The sequence below is a fragment of the Bacteroides sp. DH3716P genome, assembly GCF_025914115.1.
In the GTDB taxonomy this organism is placed as follows: domain Bacteria; phylum Bacteroidota; class Bacteroidia; order Bacteroidales; family Bacteroidaceae; genus Bacteroides; species Bacteroides ovatus.
On the sequence record NZ_CP083673.1, the window covers coordinates 247619 to 268509 of the forward strand.

Below are 20891 nucleotides of genomic sequence, written 5' to 3' on the forward strand. Positions count from 1 at the left end.
AAATGTAATAAATATAGGATAGGAAAATATGAATAAAAGTTGTTTGATTGGTTTTCTGATGTGCTCTGCGTTCTCACTTGTTGTACAAGCAGCGACAGATGGGGCGCATATAACAAAGACAATTTCCCAAATTGAACGTAAAAAAGGGATAAAACGTACTATACAATATCGTCCGGATGGTAATGATTTTGTTTGTGTGAACGGCAAGAATCGCTATACTCGTGCATTGTACGGAGGTATTACAGACTTTAGGATTGAAACGAGCGACCGGCCTGTGTTTGCTACTTATAAGCCGAAGGATAGTAAGCATATCTGTTTTCGCTTGCAATGTGGTAATCAAAGTATAGCCCTTGATTCTTTAAAATTTTGTGAGGCCAGATACAGGGCGGGAAGGCGTACTTATCGTCTGACAGATCCTTTGTTGGGCAAAGGTGAATTAAATATCTCCGTACTGGCATTTCCTGACGCAGAAGGAGGGATATGGCGGTTTACAATGAAGGATATGCCGGAGGGGGCTCTTTTACATTGCTATATTTCAGAGATTAGAGCGAAGAATTTAAGCCGCAATGGTGATATGGGTGCTGATCGTGCTGATAGTTTTGATGCTCCCCAACTTCCGAAAGAACAGAAACATTATAAATTGAGTTTGGATGGAACGACTGCTTATATTGTTGTGGAAGATCAGGAGTTACGTTTACCAGCTCTTGTTGAAGGAACTTCCCTATACGATAAGTCTGAAAAGTGGCGTTCGGAGATAGAGTCATCTCTTCAGATTTCTACTCCGGATCCCTATTTTAATCCATTGGGAGGGGCTTTGGCGGCTGCCGCTGATGGAATATGGGATGGCAAAATATGGCTTCACGGCGCTATTGGCTGGCGTTCGCAATTAAATGGCTGGCGTGCTGCTTATATCGGTGATTTTATTGGCTGGCATGATAGGGCTCGTACGCATTTCGATTCGTATGCAGCAAGTCAGGTTACGGATGTCCCTGCGACAATACCTCATCCTACACAGGATACTGCTTTACATTTGGCACGTTCGGTAAAAAAATGGGGTACCCCGCATTACAGTAACGGGTATATTTGCCGTACTCCTTACCGAAAGGATCAAATGCATCATTATGATATGAATCTTTGCTACATTGATGAGTTGCTCTGGCATTTCAACTGGACCGGCGATTTGGACTATGTACGTAAAATGTGGCTTGTATTGACTAGTCATCTGGCATGGGAAAAATTGAATTATGACCCTGATAATGACGGGCTGTATGATGCTTATTGCTGTATTTGGGCCAGTGATGCACTTTATTATAACAGTGGAGCTGTAACTCATTCGTCAGCGTATAACTATCGTGCTAATAAATTGGCCGCTATGCTGGCTGAAAAGATAGGGGAAGATGCTACTCCCTATGAAAAAGAGGCGGATAAGATATTGAAAGCGATGAATGAAAGGCTTTGGATAAAAGATAAAGGGCATTGGGCCGAGTTTCAAGATTTCATGGGGCATAAGCGTTTACATGAAAGCGCTGGTTTGTGGACTATCTATCACGCGATAGATAGTGAAACAGCCGATCCTTTCCAGGCTTATCAGGCAACCCGGTATGTCGATACCTCTATTCCGCATATTCCGGTATTTGCAGATGGGTTGGATCGTGATTATGAAACATTATCCACTACGAACTGGATGCCTTATGTGTGGAGTGTGAATAATGTGGCGTTTGCCGAGGTGATGCATACTGCGCTTGCTTTTTTTCAGGCAGGGCGTGGAGACGATGGTTTTAATTTGTTGAAAGGTTCTATTCTGGATGGGATGTACCTTGGGAAAAGTCCTGGCAATTTCGGACAAATAAGTTTGTATGATGCTGTTCGCCGGGAAACTTACCGTGATTTTGCAGACCAAATAGGTATAACATCCCGCACTTTGATACAGGGCTTGTATGGCGTTTCGCCGGATGCTCTGAATGGAAAATTGGTGATCCGCCCGGGATTTCCTATGGCGTGGGATAAGGCGTCTATGTCAATGGCTGATTTAGCTTATGAATTCTTACGTAAGGGTGATATGGATATTTATAATGTGACACAACGTTTCAAAGAACCATTGGCCTTGACGTTGCAAGTGAATGCAGTGAAGGATAAGATCCGTTTGGTAAAGGTGAATGGAAAAGCTGTGAAATGGAAGACGGAAGAAGCTGCGAATGGGTATCCTCTGATTGTTGTTTCTGTACCGGCTGTCACCAAAGCTGAAATCGAGATTCAATGGGAAGGTAATGTCTTACAACAGATTGCAAATGATGAAATTGTTACTACGCTGGAAGGACAGGTAGACTTGAACGCTCCTCAGGGTATTTCGTTTCTTAAAGTATATGACCCGCAAAATGTTCTGGTAACGAAGAAGGTAAACACAACCAAGCTTTCGTCGAAAGTGAATAAAGATAAGAAAGGACATCATACTTTCTTTGTGTACACTCGTCAAGGGAATATGGAATGGTGGCAACCTGTCAATGTCTATGTCAATGTTCCTCAAGTCGTATACAATGGATTTGAAAATATTGAAACTGGTAAATGTCGTGTGGTAAACATGGATAAGCAGTTTAATTCTTCTGTAGCGGATATTTTTAAAAATGAGTATTTATCTCCACGTTCTCCTTATACAACTTTGCAGTTACCGACTCAGGGAATTGGAGAATGGTGCCATCCATTGCTGACTGCTGAAATTGATGATTCCGGCTTACGTAGCTTGGTGAAGGATAATATGTATAAAACTTCACTTGGTATTCCTTTCCGTGTAATGAAAGAAGGTAACAATATCGCTTACACTTCTTTATGGGATAATTATCCGGATATGGTGAAGGTTCCTCTCTCTGGAAAAGCTTCCCATGCTTATTTGTTGCTTGTAGGGAGCACCAATCATATGCAGTGCCGGATAGCCAACGGAATTGTACGTGTATATTATACAGATGGAACTTCAGAGGTGCTGGAATTGGTAAACCCTGATAATTGGTGTCCGATTGAGCAGGACTTTTATCTGGATGATTTTGCTTTTGATGCTCCCAGACCTCGCCCGTATCGGTTTCATTTAAAAACAGGAATCGTGAGTCGTGATTTGGGAAAGGCTTTGAAACTTCGCGGATCTGCCGACCGCAGATTTGAAGGTGGCGCCGGTGTCATGCTGGATATTCCGTTGGACAAGAATAAGACTCTGAAAGAACTGACATTGGAAACCGTTGCTAATGATGTAGTGATTGGATTGATGAGCGTAACATTACAATAACAGTCTTTATTCCGAAAATATAACTTGTTAAATTATAGTCTTATGAAAAGAAAAATGCCATTTATTGCTGCATTGTCTATCTTATGTTGGGGATGTAGCAGCTATGATTACTCCGGCGATGATATCGTCGGGGTGAAAGCGGCAATCTCGGGAACAATCACGGAGGTTGTGGAGAAGTCCCGGACTGTTGGTACTACGTGGACTGATGGTGATCGTATAGGGGTAACTTGTGAAGATGATGTAAATATTTCCTATAAATATACAGGAAATTTATCTTCGTTTGCAGCATTTGACGAGAATCAGTCTATTTATTTCCTGGGAAAACAGGAACATGTATTGTCCGCCTATTATCCATTTACGGAGACTTCCGTTATGGTTGCCGATTGTATAACAGTGGAAACGACTTCGGATAAACAAACACAGGAAAAGCAAATGTCCATTGATTTTCTTTATGCGACTACGGAAGCCGGACGGAACAATCCGGATGTCAACTTTGCTTTTTCGCATCAGATGAGCAGGATTGATTTTTCTTTTGAAGGAAAAGACGGTTTGACGTTGGATGACATAACTTATACGTTGATTGGCTTGAAACTTAAAGGAACTTTCAATACAATAGACGGCACGACCGCTGTTGTCGAAGATGCACCGGCTTTGGCGTTATCTCAGAAGGTTATGGCCGGTGAAAATATGCGGACTTCATTGATTGTATTTCCTCAAAAAGTTTCAGAGGTTACTTTTGAGATAGAAATGGGCGGGAAATCTTTTATCAAGAAGATTGGTGAGATGGACCTGGTTCCCGGACACATACATCCGTACACTGTAATAATCAGTGAGAGGGATGAAACGATTTATGTAACTGTCGAATCTGGAGAAGTTCAGGGATGGGTTGAAGGAGATCGTCAGGAAATTAATACAAGTGACGGTAATACTATTACAGGAGTTGAACCAGGAGATGTACAATGGGATGGGGGAAATACTCAAACTATTGTGAGTCAGGGGGGCAGGTCAATAAGTATGGAGTTATATGATAATTAAACATTTAAAAGAAGAAATATTATGAGATATTGTAAATTCATTTTTGTAATTTATGTATTGCTCGGTTCTTTTCTGATGGTGGCATGTTCGCAGGATGAGGATGCCAAGCTGGCCGTCAATAGTAATATATTAAAGATTGAGGTGGTTGATTCCAGTATTCAACAAAATGGCAATGTAAGTCGTGCTGTCACTGATGTGACTTACAAGACAACTTTTTCGGACGGGGATGCGATTGGTATTTTTGCGGTAAATAGTGATAAGGAAGTTTTCATTAAAAATGTCCTTGCGACGTATAATGATGGAATATGGGGAATTGACGGAGGACGTCTTTCGTGTACGGAAGATTTGGAAACCGTGACTTTTTATGCGTATTATCCTTATAAGGAAAATATAACTATAGATATGACGAAGGAGGATCCGTTTGAAACGATTGTGGGGAACTGGACTGTTGACACAGATCTGAGTGGTGACAGATATACAAATAATGATTTAATGACAGGGGAGGCTTCAGCAGACGGAAGTACAATAACTTTTGTAATGAATCATCGGATGGCCTTGATGGTAGCCGAACTGCCTTCTGTTACTTATAATTTCACTAATGAGGTTTCTCCTGAACTGCCATCTTACAGTGTATCTTTGAGAGAGGTGAAATTTTCTATTGGTGAGCAGGTGATCATTCCTTATTATGATAAGGAAACAACGACTTACCGTGTTTTGGTAAATCCGACAAAAAAAGTAGAGCAAATAGGAGGAAGTTTTATCAGTTCAGTAGACAACGGGCTTAAAAAATACTCGATAGATGCGACAAAGTTGAAAGCCGGAGAGTATATTTATTGTGAGATAGACGGAGGACTGCAAACTGTGGATCATGAGTTGAAAGTGGGTGATCTGATATATTCTAATGGCGCGTTGGCTTCTGTTGACGATAATGCTCCTGTTAGCGATGATTGTGTAGGAGTCGTTTATTTTGTTGGTAATCCGATGCCTTCTGTGTTATATCCTTTTACAGAAGATAATGAATTTACTTATTCTGAACGTCAGGATGCATTATTGCGTGATCATCCGGGCTGTACCCATGGATTGGTTTTGGGGCTGAAAGAGAATACCAATATTGTTTTTGGGGAGAAAGATGAAATAAGAGTTTGGTATCGTACAGAGTTTGCCGAAAGAAATTCCTATATTGATTTAAGTCCGATGGGATGGGATGGATCGGCGTCTACCGGAACATTGAATGGTACGTCGAGGGATCAGCGATTAGGGTATAATCACACGGAAGTAATTAAAAAATATGCGGAAGCAAAGAATAAGTCACTTTTAGTGAATTCCTTGAATAACTATAATTTGGTTGCTCCGAGTATTTCTTCCGGTTGGTTTATTCCTTCTGTCGGTGATTTGAGGGCAATGGTAACTAATTGGGAAACGATGAATACGCAGTTGGGAAAAATAACAGGTAGTGACGGACTGAAAAATGACATGTATTATTGGTCGTCTACAGAGCGTAATAATACAAGTATATTTGGAGTACAGTTGACAAGCAGTGGAAGTACCAAAGTTGATGGATTGAAATACGACAGACCTGGAGTAAGCTCCCGATATGTATTTGCTTTCTGATATTTATTGAGGTAAGGAAATGATAGAGTTTTGAATAGGGTTAGTTTTATAAAAAGCGTGTATGTTCTTTGCGGAAAGCATACACGCCTTTCTTTTTTATTTGTTCAAGTCAGAACCGATATAGTAACCCGGATGAGTGGGCTGGTTGTAACCTATGTTCTGATGTGTAGCGCTTAAACGATATAAATGGTCGTCCATTAGAGGATGGAAACGATAGTCGGTTTCAAAATCAGTAGTAAAGATTCTTAGCTCTGTATCATTTTCATCAACGAAGATAACTTCTTCCCGCCAGTCTCCCCAAATATCGCCATAAAAACAGGCATTGTTTTTGGTTCCGCTGGCTGTTTTTACACCCCAATCGCTGCCATTGAACAAACGTCCGTCGGTATAGCTGTGAATAACGAGGTAATCAAGCATTTGCCTGTTTAATGATCCACTCCACCAGATTGTCATATTGTATGATGTATCACCACCTTTGGCTATAGGTGCCCTTTTACCTGTCAGTTCATTTCCTTTGCAGGAATACATGACACCGTCCGGTTCTGACGACCAATATTCACATCCGGGACTGTCCGGATCAACATCTGCGACCATACAACGTCCTACGTCCTTGCCGTTTCCGGGAATATAATGTAATATCCTGCCCGTTCTGGCATCCCGGAATTCTGTTCCAATATTTCCATACTCCTTGGGTTCTTCATGGCAGACTACTACTTGATACCCTTCCTGTGTAGGATCAAATTTGCCCAAATGCATGGCATCACCATGTCCTAATTTTGTGCTATATAGCCCTTTACCGTTATGGTCTATGACACATGCCCCATATAAGACTTCGTCTTTTCCGTCATCATCTATATCTCCGACTGCTAAATTATGATTACCTTGCCCTATATAATCCGAATAGTTGTCAGCTGTATCAAAATGCCATCGCTCTGTTATTTTGTTATCAGTAAAATCTAAAGCTACAATCTGGTAGTTCTTATAATATCCTCTGCACATGAGTAGGCTTGGAATTCCTTTTTGAGATCTGAAGTGTCCGACTCCCATCAGAAAACGATCCATCCTGTTTGCCCAATTATCTCCCCAATATGTCACCCATTTATTTTTTTCACCACGGTAGATATAGTCGGTTCGGGCTACTTCCTTTCCGGTTCTGCCTTCAATGATAGATAAGAATTCCGGCCCTGTGATAATTCTGCCATAAGTGGCACTTTGGGGAGCCCTGTCTACATAGTCGGTTATTCCATCTTGGTTGACATCGCCTATTTTCGTTCCGTCCCCGAAAACGGTACCTTCGGAGGTGCGGACTGCGATCTCCGCCTTGCCATCTCCATTCAGGTCATATACAATGAAGGGAGTATAATGAATACCTTGCCGGATATTAGAGCCTAAATCGATACGCCATAAAAATGTCCCGGTTGTTAGCTTGTATGCTTCTAACAGGCAACTTCCGGGAGTAATTCCAATTCCCGTGCTACCATTGTCAAGAGGTGACACTTCACGTTTCAGAACCAATTCATAATCTCCGTCGCCGTCTAAATCGCCAATAGCTGCATCCGAAGCTTTATATACTAAATCGGGATATGGCAGATTATTATTGTTTAATGGGACCGTCCGGTAAAAGTTCTGTGCCATTTCCGGAGTAAAGTTACATGAACATAAAATATTATTGGTATTTGCTTGTCGAACTTCGTATTTGAGAATCTTATTAATGTTTGCTGTTAAATCTTTGTAATTAGAACTATTGATAATCGGAGTTTTGTTTAGCTTTTGGAATTTATAGTTACCTTCTTTGCGGTAGATATCAAAACCAATATCGTCCGGATCGGTGGAAAGCCATCTCCAGCTGAGTAGTACGCCTTTTCTTTCTATTCTTTCTGTTTCTTTATTAGGAAAGATAGTGTTATAACTTGCCACCATAGCACGATTTCTTAGAAACTCAACAACTTGCATATTATTGTTATCACCATTATCAGACACGGGAGGTGGTGTTGGATTTTGGACTGAATTATCACTACAAGCTGTGACAAAACTAAAAAATGTAAGCGCATAAAATAAGTTTTTCATAATTATATTGTTATAAAGATTGAATATTTTCTTTCTACAAAGGAAGTGGATTGGGAGAGTATTCACCTGCAAATTTGTATATAAAGGATGCATTTTTATCCTTATATCAAACTATTGTTATTATGAACTATGATTGTTAATGCTGGAATTTGTCTGATAATTGAAGTAGAAAAGACAAAATTCTATTCTTTACGTACGATATTACAGCTCCTATGGTATAAAAAACAGTAGCTTTGCTGCTACATAATACTTAATATACAATGAAACGTATTAGCCTTCTTCTTTTTTTTATAGGATGTTTCCTCTTTTCTCTTTCGGCTACGAATTATTTTGTGGCTACTAATGGAAGCGATTCAAACAGTGGGACGATTGATAAGCCTTTTGCCACGTTGGGTAAAGCACAATCAAAAGTGATGGCAGGAGATACTGTATATATCCGGCAAGGTACATATCGAGTGACGGAAGCAGAGATAATGGAACATTATACTGCGGGAAGTACTACTTGGAGCCGGGTGTTTAAAATGTCAAAGAGTGGAACTGGACCGGACAACAGGAGGGGTATTAAAAACGGTTATACGCGGGGAACAAACAAAGAATACGGATTTGGATCTGCTGGAAATAAAAGAATCAGGAAATAGTACTTATGAAATCTTTCTTCGTGGTGGCGGACGTAAAGGAGAGATTGTGTTTACAAAATTTATAAAGAGGATGCGCTTTTTTGATACTGTAGAGAGCGTTTTATTTTAATTCGATATATGTACAAAAATAAGTCTGAATATGGAATATTGTATATAGATAAATAGTATTTGAATCCTTTGTATAGAACTCCATAAGAAAATCAATATCTCCATATCCTTTGCTTTGGGGCAAATGGAAACATGCGGTACTTTTGCAAAAAAGTAACGAGATATAGAAAATGATAAAGTCAGCATTTTTAATAGTAGCGACATGTTGCAGTCTGCAACTGTTTAGTCAGGAAAAATTTCCCGATGGTAAAATTATACCGGATTGGTTTTACAAAAATGAAAAAACTGATATAAATGGATTAGGAAAGAGTTTCTTGATTACCGACTATGGAGTAGTGAATGATAGTACACTGTTACAGACAGAGAAAATTCAGGCTGTTATAGATTTGGCGTCTAATAATGGAGGCGGAGTCATTGTTATACCTGAAGGTACTTATCTTAGTGGTGCGCTGTTCTTTAAGCCGGGAACACACTTGCATTTGGAAGAGAAAGCTATATTAAAAGGTAGTGACGATATTAGCAACTTTCCTGTAATAGAAACACGGATGGAGGGACAGAACCTAAAGTACTTTTCAGCTTTGATTAATGTTGATAAGGTAGATGGTTTCACCCTTTCCGGAAAAGGAAAAGTTGATGGAAACGGTGAACGATATTGGAAGTCATTTTGGTTGCGGCGGCGTGTTATTCCTAAATGTACTAATATGGATGAATTGCGTCCTCGTCTACTTCATATATCTCATAGCAATAATGTACAAGTTTCAGATGTGCGACTTGTTAATTCTCCGTTTTGGACAACTCACATTTATAAGTGTGATAGCGTAAAACTTTTGGATTTGCATATCTTTTCACCTTCTTCTCCTGTAAAGGCTCCAAGTACGGATGCAATCGATATTGATGCATGTAAAAATGTACTTGTCAAGGGATGCTATATGTCGGTTAATGATGACGCAATTGCATTAAAAGGCGGCAAAGGACCATGGGCTGATCAAAATCCCGATAATGGTGGCAATTGTGATATTATTATTGAAGACTGTACTTTTGGATTCTGTCACGGAGTGCTGACTTGCGGTAGCGAATCGATATATAATCATAATATAATTCTTCGACGCTGCAATCTGGACCAGGCTAAACGCCTGTTGTGGTTGAAAATGCGTCCGGATACTCCCCAACAATATAAGTACATCCTCGTTGAAGACATAAAAGGAAATGTCCGCAATTGTATCTTTATTGCTCCTTGGACACAGTTTTATGATTTGAAAGATCGCAAGGATATGCCAGTCTCGTATTCCAGCTATATTACAATGCGTAATATTCATCTGGATTGTGATTCCTTTTTTGCTGTAGAGAAATCAAAACAATATAAATTATCCAATTTCTGTTTTGACAATTTGACTATTACGGCTAAAAAAGATGTGAAGATAGATGAAGATATTATTGATGCATTGGTTATGAGAAAGGTTGAGATAAATAAAGTGAATTAAAAAAGAAGGGTAGAAAGACTGGAAAATCGTACATAGCCTGTAAAATCGTACAAAATAGGCGTGTGATGGGCTGTACACATATGAATTTACATAAGAAAGTCGAATTCTCCATATTCCTTTTCTTTAACTCTACCATGTAATGCGGTATCTTTGACATGTGCTTATTCAGTAAAATATTGAATCTAAAACTATAAAATACAATGAAATTCTGTAGAATTATTTTTTGTCTGTGGTTATTGGTCTGTTTCTTTCCAATAGGTATTCATGCAGATATACAACTTCCTTCTATATTATCAAATAATATGGTACTTCAGCAAAATGCGAAAGTACGTTTTTGGGGAAAAGCACGTCCCGGAGAAAAGATTTTGGTAAAGACTTCATGGGATCATAAGAAATACAAGGTGACTGCTTTAGCAAACGGTCATTGGGAACTGATGATACAAACACCGGCTGCTACTTCCGGACAATCTGTAATGTTGAAAGGTGATAATAAGATCCGGATCAATAATATATTAATAGGTGAAGTTTGGCTTTGTACGGGACAGTCAAATATGGAATTTCCCGTAGCCCGTAATCCGCAAGTGAAATGGAAAACAGGAATGTTGAATGAAGCGGAAGAAATGAAAGATGCTGATTTTCCGGAAATCCGCCTGTTTCATGTAGAGCATCAACTGGCACCTGATAGTGAGAAAGAAGATTGCGTTGGAAAGTGGGTGGTTTGTAATCCGGAGAATCTGAAAGACTTTTCTGCTGTAGGATTTGTCTTTGGACGTAAATTGTATAAAGAATTGAGTACACCGGTTGGATTGATTCAGTCTACTTGGGGAGGAACACATGCTGAATCTTGGACAAGTATGAAAGTGATGGAAAACAATCTGCTGTATGCTGATGTCTTAAAACAATATTCAAAAGAAAGGGTGAGTAGGGAAAAAGATAAGTGTAAGGTTCCGGCTACTTTGTGGAATGGCATGATTGCTCCTATAGTAGGGTACACTGTAAAAGGAAATATCTGGTATCAGGGAGAATCCAACTCTGTTCGTTATGAGAAATATCAGGAAGTATTTACTAACCTGATTAATAGTTGGCGGAAAGAATGGAATCAGCCGGATATGCCTTTCTATTTCGTACAGATTGCACCACATTACAAGCAACCGGCAGGTATTCGTGAAGCACAATTAAAAACATGGTTAAGTGGACTTGAAAATATTGGTATGGCAGTAGTGACGGATGCAGCCGATTCTACCGACATACATCCACGAAATAAAGTTGCACCGGGCGAACGGCTGGCAGCTTGGGCATTAGCAAAGCAATATGGTAAAAAGATTGTTTATTCAGGACCTCTCTACAAATCAATGAAAGTGAATGGGAGAGAAATTACATTAGATTTTGAATTTGCGGAAGGTGGCCTGCAGACACCCGGCAATGAACCGGTAAAAGGATTTTTTATTGCCGGCAATGATGCGCGGTTTTATCCGGCTGATGCTGTGATTGATGGAAGTTCGATAACACTTTCTTCAACTTATGTCTCTGCACCTGTAGCTGTACGCTACGGTTATGGGACTTTCTTTAGAGTGAATCTGTTTAATAAAGCCGGACTTCCGGCAGTTCCTTTCCGTACGGATACTTTTGCTCCCGACACTTATTATCGTCTGTTTGCCGATTCGGAAATTCGTCGTTTCCCGGAAGCGTGGCAACTGGATCATGGAAAACGCCTGTATTTTGGTTATGCGCAAGGAGTAGGTTGTTGTGCGATGTTACAAGTTTGGAAGAAAACAGGAGACCGTAGGTACTTTGATTATGTAGAGGCATGGGCTGATTCTTTGGTAGACGATAAAGGTGATATTCATTTATATAAGAAAGAAACCTATAATCTGGATTATATAAATTCCGGAAAAGTTCTGTTTGATTTGTACAAGGAAACCAAAAAGGAGAAATATAAATTGGCTATCGAGAATTTGATAGATCAGCTGAAAAAGCAACCTCGTACAACAGATGGAGGTTTTTGGCATAAAAAAATATATCCCTATCAGATGTGGTTGGATGGATTGTATATGGCTTCTCCTTTTATGGCTAGATATGGAGCTGAATTTAATCGTCCGGAATGGATTGATGAGGCTGTTAAGCAGTTTACTCTCTGCCATCAACATACATACGATACCAAGACGGGACTTTATTATCATGCATGGAATGAGGACCGGAGCCAGCGCTGGGCTGATCCGGAAACTGGCCATTCTCCTAATTTCTGGGGACGTAGTATTGGTTGGTGGTTTATGGCTTTGGTAGATGCTTTGGAATATATTCCCCAAGATCATTCAGGCTATGCTGATATGATTAAATGGACGAAGGAATTAGCGGAGACTCTTTCAAAATACCAAGATAAAAATGGCTTATGGTATCAGGTGATTGATCAACTTTCACGTACCGGTAATTTCCCGGAAGCTTCTGTTACGACACAATGTATGTATGCTTATATGAAAGCAGTGAATAAAGGATATATTGATAGTCAGTATCGTGCCATTGCAGAAAAGGCCTTTAAAGGTCTGTGTGATAAACTACTAATCTCAAATTCGGACGGAACATTGACATTGACAAAATGTTGCCAAGTGGGTGGATTAGGTGGTAAGCCTTACCGTGACGGCAGTTTCGAGTATTATATAGGAGAGAAAATGAGAGATAATGATGCTAAAGCAACAGGACCTTTCATTATGGGATGTATTGAGTTGAATTATTGAGTGTATTCCATAATAGATGTACACTTTTTAAGTTTGATTTTATTTATTAATCAAATTAACAATTTAAATTATAATTTATGTTGATGAAAAACACAGTATTTTTTCAAAAAAAGGCATGTCCAATTGCCGTGAGATGCTTAACAAGCATTTTATATTTCTTTTTGTTTTCACTCTCGTCGTTAGCGGCTTGCGTAGATAAAGAACCTGTAGATGAGGAGGATGCAGATCCTGCCATCAATCCTCACAGTTCATATCTGGAGGAGGAAGAAAGTGGTGGTAATACAAGTTCTGGTCCGGCATTTCCTGTCTTAGCCAATTATGCACCGGCATTTCCGGGTGCAGTAGGATATGGCAGAAACGCTGATGGTGCACGTGGTAGTAACAACCGAGAAATTTATGTAGTAACTAATTTGAATAATAGTGGTGCTGGATCGTTAAGAGATGCTGTTAGTCAAGCAAACAGAATTGTAGTGTTTCACGTGTCAGGTGTGATTGATTTGAATAAAGAAGTACTTGTGTTTAAAGACAATCAAACAGTCTTGTTTCAGACGGCTCCCGGCGATGGCATCGAACTTTATAATGGTAGGGCTTCTTCCACCAATGCGAATAACCTGATTGTACGTTATATGCGTATGCGTACTGGTCGCCAGGTTAGTGGCAGTGACAACATAGACGCAGGAGGAGCTGCCTATGGGCATGATCAAATTTATGATCATTGTTCTTTCACATGGGGAACAGATGAATGTTTTTCACTCAATAATGACAAGCAACCGAAAGGTCTCTATAACATAACATTGCAGAATTCAATTTTAGGACAAGGATGCCAGAATCATTCTTGCGGAGGTTTAGTTCAAACTAGTGATAAAGAAGGAGTTACTGTCTTTCGAAATCTATTTATTGACAATAAAACTCGTAATTTTAAGGTGAAAGGATTGAATCAATTTGTTAACAATGTTATTTATAATTGGGGAAATGGAGCGGCTTATAATATGGGGGGGGAATCTTCTGGGCACTCTAATACAGTTATTGAAAATAATTATTTTATCAAAGGACCAGCTTATACATGGGTGAATACGTCATATCCTATAGAAACTACAGATAAGAGTATGTTCGATGATGAAACGAAATATCATTATAATGGAATAAGTAGTGACAATAAAAATTATTTGGTAGATACTTATCAACAAGTAAATCCAACTAAACCTTTCATAGGTGGTAATGGTGATGGTGATTTTGATACTTATTGTGTAGGTAATTATTATGATAACGATAAAGACGGCACATTAAATGGATTCGAAATCACTCAGAGTAATTGGCAGACTTATTGCAGTGCCACTCCTGTCTTTTTGAGTAAACCAGATAGCCAACACTCGGAAATCAGCATAAAAACTAGTGCTACAGAAGCTTATCATTGGATAGTTGAAAATGTTGGGCCGGTTTTACCCAATCGTGATTTGGTAGATAAATTCATGATTGATGAACTGACTTCATTAGGTACTAAAGGAACAATTTTTAGAAATCAAAACATAGAGACACAATACCCTCTTGCCAAGACTTGGCAAAATATTAATGTTGGCACTGCTAGAAAAGATACGGATGGCGACGGCATACCCGATGATTTTGAGGACAAATGGGGGCTAAATAAAAATAATGCGGGAGATGCCGTTCGTATTGCAGAGAACGGATATACGATGATTGAAAACTATGCTTTTTCACTCGAATTTCCAGATGAGTATGAAAAGGCTTGGAAAGAAGCGTACGGTGAATAAATAGTGAAATACAATAAATAATAAGTTATATGAAACAGCAAAATTTTTTACAATTCATCTTAGGAATTTTATTTTCTTCTTTTTTCATTGTTGCTTGCGATAGTACGGATTTATTCGACACATCTACTTGTATACAAAAAATAGAAAAGAGTACAAAAAGTATATCAGAACAAGATTCTACTTTTGAGAATCTAATATCTGTTATTGCAATGGCTCATAATGGCTATATTTATAATACGCAAGATAGACAGGATTATTGTCATGTATATTTAGATGGGGCAGAGTATCCTGCTTATCCCAATATTACTGTACCCTTAGAAAACGAAAAATATGTTGATATATGGCATAAAATGTCTTATGGAAAACATCATGTAAAGCTAGTTATTATGATAGACGAAGGAGTCCGTTACTCATATCAAAAATGTACAATATTAGTAACATCTGAAATTACTGCTTTAGGGGAAGAATTTTATTACAATACGGTAGATTTGGATGAAGACCATACATCTACCACAACTGCCGGATTTGTAGCAGAATTTGATGTAGATTATCCATATTTGGAAGAGAATAATTATGCGTTATCAATCAATCTGGATTTCAAATAATAAAACTCATAATTTTAAACTAATGAAAACAATGAAAAATAAAGTATCTTTACGGAGAATGCTTTGGCTGTTATGCCTCCCATTACTCTTTACAGCCTGTAAAGACAACATGGACGAGCATTACGAAGTGCCTGATTGGGTAGCAGACAACGCATGGGAAGTATTAAGTTCTAGTGAACACGGAAACTATTCCATCTTCCTACAAGGAGTGGAGATTGCCGGTTTCAAGCAAATGCTTGAAGGTAAAGCAATCTTAACTATTATGGCACCAGACGATAGCGCTTTCCAAGCCTATCTAAGCGAAAAAGGTTATGCCACTATTAACGACATGCCTGTCGATGAGGTAAAAAAAGTAATAGGTTACCACGTACTTTATTATTCTTATAATAAGGAGAAACTGGTTAACTTCCGTCCGACGGGAAACACAGAAACAGAAGAAGAGCAGAATGTAGCTGCAGGTCTGTATTACAAACACCGAACAAGAAGCAGCGACGCACCAACAATTGAGACAACTGCTACAGGTTCTTCTGTTATGGTATACCACTTGGAACGCTATTTGCCGGTATTCTCTTATCGTTATTTCCAGACGAAAGGTATTGATGCGAAGAGTAACTACGAAGCTTTTTATCCCAACTCTACTTGGACAGGAGACAATGGCTTCAATGTATCTAATGCATCAGTAAAAGAATACGGAATAATTGCTAATAATGGCTATATTCATACGGTTGACCGGGTGATTGAACCATTGGAAACAATTTATACCGAATTGAAGAAACAAGATGAATATTCTATCTTTTTCAATTTATATGATTCTTTCGGTGAATATATTGCCGATAATACATTAAGTAACTCTTATGCTGCGGCATACGGAGTAGATACACTTTATCAATATCAGCACAACAGTCTGCCGAATATTGCTTGCGAATGGCCTACAAGCAGCTATCTAAATTTCACGTTATTGACTGCTACCGCTTACAGCATCTTTGCACCGTCAAACACTGCCATTAATCATTTCTTCGACAATTTTTGGAAAGTCGGAGGTTATTCTTCATTGGGAGAGGTTGATCCATTGGCTCTTAACTATTTTCTATACCAGTTTATCTATGGTGGCTCATTGGTATTCCCTGAAGAAATAGGAACAGGAAAACTGGAATCCTTGCTCGGTTCGCCAATCAATATTAATCCGGCAATGTTGAACGAAAAAATCATGTGTGTGAACGGTGCACTCTATGGAATGAACGAGATTCAGGAACCGAGTGCATTCGCGTCTGTAGTAGGACCTTTGTTCCAATATCGGGATGCGCGTTCTTTCCTTTATGCATTGGGAGGTTCTTCCCTGATATCCTCTTACACATCTAATTTAGTGAAATATATTATGCTTGTTCCCACTGCGGACCAATTTGATGCTTCAGGTATCAGAACCGTTTATAGTACTCAAGGATTGGAAGAAATGGGAGATGATGGTTGGTCAGAAATCAGTAGTTCTGCCAAACAGAATATTATGTATTTACACTCTGCTAGCATTCCTAGTGGTCAGGAAAGTGAATTGCCGGAGAATGGAATGAAAGTAATCCCTACACAGTCCAGTTGGAACTTCTGGTTTGTTAAGGACGGAGAAATTACTTGTAATGCTATTTTCAATCAGCAATTGAATCCTCAATTCAATGGAGAGGTCTTCTTCCCATTTACGAAACTGAAAGACGGCTCTAATGGCAGTGCCTACAGCTTTGATTGTAATCAGCTATTTATGGCAGAAAGTGGTGACTTGAACTACAACCTTGCTATTTGTGCGGACAGGAATTATCCGTATTATTGCTTTACCCAATTACTGCGTCAAACAGATATTATATCTAATCAAGTACTGATGAATATTTTCTTAAAAGGACGGTTTGTCGCATTTATCCCTACCAATGAAGCTATCAGACAAGCGTTATTGGATAATAGGATTCCGGGAGCAACCAACGCTTCATTTGATGCTAATGGTGAGTTGACCGGTGACTTTGATAAAGCAAAATTAGCAAACTATCTGAACTCATACTTCATGACTGCCAAACAAAATGTGATAGCTTCTTATCCTTATATTGGATCTGATTTCAAGAGCGGGCGTTATTGGAGTGAACGTACGGCAGAAACAGAAGGAGCGACTGTGCCACAACTGATTTATACAGATAATGGGACTTCACTGAGTATCCAGTTGGAAGGATACAAAGAATGTCATGTGATTCCGGACTACAACTATTTCCCGTTTGCATACGAAGAAGGTTGTTTCCACCTGATTGATGACGTCTTTTGATTAACAGAAAAATAGAGATTATGAAATTATTAAAATACATACTGATTGCTATCGTATTCGCGGCAACTGCCGGCGAAGCTTTTGGGCAAGTTAAAGTCCTGTCCGGTAAAGTGACCGAGATGTTCGGTGCGACAGCAGAACCTATGGTGGGAGTGAACGTTAACATCCTTAATTCCCAAAACCGTTCATTAGGCGGTACTATCACAAATATGGACGGTATCTACAACTTGAAAGTACCAAATGAAAATAATCTGACCATCGTGTTTTCTTATATTGGAATGAAAACTCAACGAATCAAGTACAACGGTCAGACTAAATTGAATATTACCATGAAGGACGATACACAGTCAATCAATGAGGTGGTAATCTCGGGAAAACGAATTGAACGAAACGATATGGGTATCAGTTCCAGAGAGCAATCTTCTGCCACGCAGAAAGTTAACATGGAAGATTTGGTAGCAATTGCTCCGGTCACTTCTATCGAAGATGCCCTGCAGGGACAGTTGGGTGGTGTCGACATTGTATTAGGCGGTGGTGACCCCGGTGCACGTGCTTCTATCCAGATTCGTGGTGGAAGTACACTGAACGCCAATTCCGAGCCGTTGATCGTGGTCGATGGTGTTCCTTACCCGGCTGAAATTGATGATAATACAGATTTCTCGACCATCAATAATGATGATTTGGGCGCCTTGCTGAATATTTCACCGCAAGATATTGAATCTATTGAGGTTTTAAAAGATGCGGCGGCTACCGCTGTTTGGGGTACCAAAGGTGCTAATGGTGTGTTGGTCATCAAAACAAAACAGGGAGTGCAGGGAAAAACGCGTTTCAGCTTCTCTTCCAAGTTCTCCGCTAAGTTTGAACCGGAAAGTATTCCGATGCTGGATGGTAATCAATATTCAGCCTTAATTTCCGATGCTCTGTGGAATAGTGCCAATTACATTGGCCTTGCCAACTCTACCAACTATTTGCAGATGCTTTACAATTCTCCGGAGATTGGTTATCAGCCGGACTGGACTTATTTTAATGAATATAACCAGAATACTGATTGGCTGTCTGAAGTACGCAGAAATACGCAATCATGGGAAAATACTTTTTCTATGAGTGGTGGAGGCGAAAGAGCGACTTACCGTTTCTCTTTAGGCTATCTGGACGAAGGCGGCACGACTGTTGGAACTGACTTCAGCCGTTTGAACTCCTCGTTGAACGTACGTTATAAGTTTTCTGACAAGCTAATTTTCACAACGCAATTTTCTTTTGTTCAATCTACGAGAAACAATAACTATTACAATGTACGTACAGAGGCTTTCCGCAAAGCACCGAACAAATCTCCTTACTATATTGACGATGAAACTGGAAATTATACTTCACAGTATTTCAATCACAACGAAAATTCCACATTAGACCCGGCTTTTGACAGCAAGAAAAGTCGATACTACAATCCTATCGCTATGGCGAATGAGAGTGTCAACAAAACCATCCAGCGGGAAAGTAAGATGAACTTCAACATTGAATATAACATATTGAATGGACTAACCTACTGGGGTAATGTCAACATGAATATCCGTAATACGAAAGGACGTATGTTCTTGCCGCAAGTAGCTACCGGACTTGCTTGGACTGATAGCAATGCAAACCGCAGTACGGATACTTCTTCTGATCAATTGACCATCAATACGGAGAACAAGTTGATCTACCGCAAAAATTGGAATGATAAGCATAGCATCATTGCAACCGGCGTGTTCCGTACTGTGGAAACGACAAAATCCAGCTATGGAAGTGAAACTTCCGGTAATGCTTCTTCCGGTCTTGCCGACCCTACTATCGGAAGTGCCGTACGTAAAATTAGTTCCGGAGATTCTAAGACACGTAGCATCAATGGGGTAGCTTTAATGAACTATACTTTGCTGAACCGCTATATCGTCAATGCTTCTTTGGGCTTGGAGAGCAACTCAACTATGGGTAAATCGGAACGTTTAGGTCTGTTCCCTACTGTCGGTGTCGCTTGGCATCTGGCAGATGAGAAATTCATGGACTTCTCGAACGACTGGATGGATGAGTTTAAACTTCGCTTCAGTTTGGGACAGACGGGAAATGCTGCCTCCGGTGCTTCGCTCTATCTGGGTTCATACGCCTCTGGTGACAATTACATGGATATGAGTGCCATTACCCCGAGCACCATGCAGCTCAATCGCTTGAAATGGGAAACAACCACTGAATATAATACAGGTCTGGACGCTTCTTTCTTAAAAGGGAAACTCCGCTTTACGGTCGATGTCTATCAGAAATATATCAAAGATCTGTTGCAAAAGAAAGTTAAAATGCCAACTAGTATCGGTTATGGAAATGGTTATGAAGTCAGCTACATGAATTCCGGAAAGATGACGAATAAAGGGTGGGAATTCCGTGTTGATGCCGTCCCTTTTGAAAACAGAGACTGGCGTGTTGGATTCTACTTCAACATCGCCCACAACGAGAACAAGATTACGGAAATGCCGGATAACTATACCGAAGAAAACTATACCTTCAACAATGGTGAATATGCATACCGTAGAGAAGAAGGACGTCCGATGGGTTCTTTCTATGGTTATCGCTACAAAGGCGTTTGTCAGAATAAAGATGCCACGTATGCACGTGATGCCGATGGAAACGTGATGAAAGATATTTCCGGCAATGCGATTGTTATGCGGAATGGAACAGCTACCATAGCTCCCGGAGATGCTCTCTACGAGGATATAAATCATGATGGTGTCATCAACCAATATGATATTGTCTATTTAGGTAACTCTAATCCGAGATTCACCGGAGGTGCTGGTGTTAATGTCAGCTATAAGCAATTTAAGCTGTCTGCTATTTTTTACGGACGTTATGGACAGGATGTAGTCAACTCTACCCGTTTAAACAATGAGTCCATGCGCGGAATTGACAATCAAAGTACGGCTGTCCTTAGACGTTGGCGCAACGAAGGTGATCAGACAGATATTCCGCGTGCACTCTATGGAGAAGGATACAACACACTGGGCTCTGACCGCTTTGTGGAAGATGCTTCTTACCTGCGTTTGAAATCTTTGTCGTTCAATTATCGTTTGCCGAAGAAAATAATTCAGCGTTGGGGATTTAGTAATATTGATGTATATGTCACCGGATACAACCTCTTTACTTGGACTAAATACACCGGTCAGGATCCGGAAGTGAAGACCGAAAACACATATGCCAGAGATAGTGCTACTACACCGGCTTCTATTCAGCTTGTTGCCGGCTTTAATTTAAGTTTTTAAAAG

The 20891-nt window shown here is 39.7% G+C and carries 10 protein-coding genes and 1 pseudogene; 10 read left to right on the plus strand and 1 reads right to left on the minus strand.

Going from position 1 to position 20891, the window contains the following annotated elements; translation table 11 throughout:
* Positions 1-28 precede the first annotated feature (28 nt).
* Genes KQP79_RS00715 through KQP79_RS00725 form a run of 3 tightly spaced genes read left to right on the plus strand, consistent with a single transcriptional unit; the run spans position 29 to position 5917 of the window.
* A complete protein-coding gene (locus KQP79_RS00715) occupies positions 29-3271 on the plus strand; it encodes a DUF4450 domain-containing protein (protein ID WP_008775435.1) in 3243 nt (1080 codons plus the stop codon).
* A gap of 42 nt (positions 3272-3313) precedes the next feature.
* Entirely contained in the window at positions 3314-4306 is a 993-nt protein-coding gene (locus KQP79_RS00720; protein ID WP_008650787.1) for a fimbrillin family protein, read from the plus strand.
* Between the two features lie 21 nt (positions 4307-4327).
* Complete coding sequence (locus KQP79_RS00725; RefSeq protein WP_004308514.1) at positions 4328-5917, plus strand: fimbrillin family protein; 1590 nt, start codon at positions 4328-4330, stop codon at positions 5915-5917.
* Positions 5918-6013: 96 nt separating this feature from the next.
* On the opposite strand, the gene KQP79_RS00730 is transcribed toward KQP79_RS00725, so the two are convergent.
* Positions 6014-7984, minus strand: coding sequence for a rhamnogalacturonan lyase (locus tag KQP79_RS00730; RefSeq protein ID WP_008645566.1), 1971 nt, complete (start codon positions 7982-7984; stop codon positions 6014-6016).
* A 260-nt stretch (positions 7985-8244) separates the two neighbouring features.
* Between KQP79_RS00730 and KQP79_RS00735 the strand changes: the two are divergent.
* From KQP79_RS00735 to KQP79_RS00765, 7 genes and pseudogenes are all read left to right on the plus strand, one after another.
* Positions 8245-8538, plus strand: a pseudogene (locus tag KQP79_RS00735) (right-handed parallel beta-helix repeat-containing protein); the annotation flags it as partial.
* 362 nt (positions 8539-8900) lie between these two features.
* A complete protein-coding gene (locus KQP79_RS00740) occupies positions 8901-10211 on the plus strand; it encodes a glycoside hydrolase family 28 protein (RefSeq protein WP_004324943.1) in 1311 nt (436 codons plus the stop codon).
* 302 nt (positions 10212-10513) lie between these two features.
* Complete coding sequence (locus KQP79_RS00745) at positions 10514-12943, plus strand: glycoside hydrolase family 88 protein (protein ID WP_373167095.1); 2430 nt, start codon at positions 10514-10516, stop codon at positions 12941-12943.
* An 83-nt stretch (positions 12944-13026) separates the two neighbouring features.
* The gene (locus tag KQP79_RS00750; protein WP_061448103.1) at positions 13027-14712 is read left to right on the plus strand and encodes a polysaccharide lyase family 1 protein; all 1686 of its coding nucleotides are present in this window, start codon (positions 13027-13029) and stop codon (positions 14710-14712) included.
* A 29-nt stretch (positions 14713-14741) separates the two neighbouring features.
* A complete protein-coding gene (locus tag KQP79_RS00755) occupies positions 14742-15317 on the plus strand; it encodes a hypothetical protein (protein WP_061448048.1) in 576 nt (191 codons plus the stop codon).
* Between the two features lie 31 nt (positions 15318-15348).
* The gene (locus KQP79_RS00760; RefSeq protein ID WP_061448104.1) at positions 15349-17610 is read left to right on the plus strand and encodes a fasciclin domain-containing protein; all 2262 of its coding nucleotides are present in this window, start codon (positions 15349-15351) and stop codon (positions 17608-17610) included.
* 20 nt (positions 17611-17630) lie between these two features.
* On the plus strand, positions 17631-20888 hold the full coding sequence (locus KQP79_RS00765; protein WP_061448049.1) for a SusC/RagA family TonB-linked outer membrane protein: 3258 nt from the start codon (positions 17631-17633) through the stop codon (positions 20886-20888).
* The last annotated feature ends 3 nt before the right edge of the window (positions 20889-20891 follow it).